The organism is Streptomyces sp. NPDC047453, from assembly GCF_040643155.1.
Taxonomy (GTDB): Bacteria; Actinomycetota; Actinomycetes; order Streptomycetales; family Streptomycetaceae; genus Streptomyces.
The window spans coordinates 1-1307 of record NZ_JBEYTS010000184.1 but is presented as its reverse complement, the minus strand read 5'-3'; the positions used below and the strand labels follow the sequence as shown (position 1 = coordinate 1307).

Below are 1307 nucleotides of genomic sequence, written 5' to 3'. Positions count from 1 at the left end.
GGTTGAGTCGTGGTCCGAGGGGATGGCCGGGCTGCATGCCCGGTTCGCCCACCGTTTTGGCAGGTCCGAGCCGCGCGAGCGTGCACTGGACTACCTGGAGGGGCTGGTCGCACCTCTGGAGAAGAAGAACGGCTGGACGCTGGCCGAGCAGGTCGGCCAGCTCCGCCCGGACGGTGTCCAGCGCTTACTCAACCTCTCCGACTGGGACGAGAACGCAGTCCGTGATGACGTCCGTGACTTCGTCGTGGAGACCATCGGCGCCAAGGACGCGGTCCTGATCGCCGATGACACCGGCTTTCTGAAGAAAGGCACCAAATCCGCCGGCGTCCAGCGCCAATACTCGGGTACTGCGGGCCGCACGGAAAACTGCCAGATCGGAACCTTCCTGGCCTACGCCTCGGCCCGGGGACGTGCCCTGATCGACCGCGAGCTCTACCTCCCGGCCTCCTGGACCGATGACCGGGACCGCTGTCGGGCCGCCGGCATTGACGACGAGATCTGTTTCGCGACCAAGAACGAGCACTTCAGGCGGATGCTGCAACGCGCTATCGACGCTGGTGTGCCGTTCGCATGGGTGACCGCGGACGAGGCATACGGGCAGGTCAAGCACACACGTTTCTGGCTGGAGCAGCGCAAGGTCGCCCACGTGATGGCCACCAAGGTCAACGACACGGTGGTCACGACCGGCTGGGCCGAGGCCCGGGTCGACGAGCTGATCGCCGCGCTGCCCCGACAACGCTGGAAGCGGCTGTCGGGCGGGCCGGGCGCGCACGGCGAACGCGTCTACGACTGGGCGCGCGTCGCGATCCGCCCTTGCTGGGAAGACGGCTTCGGGCACTGGGTGCTGGCCCGCCGCAGTGTCAGCGACCCCACCGAGATCGCCTACTACGTCTGCTACGGACCGGCCTCCTCGCGACTGAAAGACCTGGTCAAAGTCGCCGCAGCGAGGTGGGCGGTGGAGGAGTGCTTCCAGACCGCCAAGGGCGAGTGCGGCCTGGACCACTACCAGGTCCGGCTCTACCGGGCCTGGTACCGGCACATCACCCTGTCGATGGCCGCACTCGCCTACCTGACTGCAGTCCGCGCCCAAGAAGCCACAAAAGGGGCGACGCAGAGGACGAGCAAGACCTCATACCCCTCAGCGTCCCGGAGATCCGCCGGTTGATCGGGCACATCGTCATCACGCCCCGCCACCACACCAACGACCACCATCTGCACTGGTCACACTTCCGTAGACACAGCCAGGCCCGAGCCCGCCGCTCCCACTACAAACGTCGAGGCCACAACCCCCAGATGCGGTTGCAGTA

General features: G+C 66.7%; 1 protein-coding gene. It reads left to right on the top strand.

Going from position 1 to position 1307, the window contains the following annotated elements:
* The first annotated feature begins 22 nt into the window (after positions 1–22).
* On the top strand, positions 23–1165 hold the full coding sequence (locus tag ABZ818_RS42820; RefSeq protein WP_361427768.1) for an IS701 family transposase: 1143 nt from the start codon (positions 23–25) through the stop codon (positions 1163–1165).
* Positions 1166–1307: the final 142 nt, after the last annotated feature.

Excerpts from the sequence above, each read along its gene's own strand:
- ABZ818_RS42820 (WP_361427768.1), top strand. The coding sequence starts at position 23 with ATGGCCGGGCTGCATGCCCGGTTCGCCCACCGTTTTGGCAGGTCCGAG.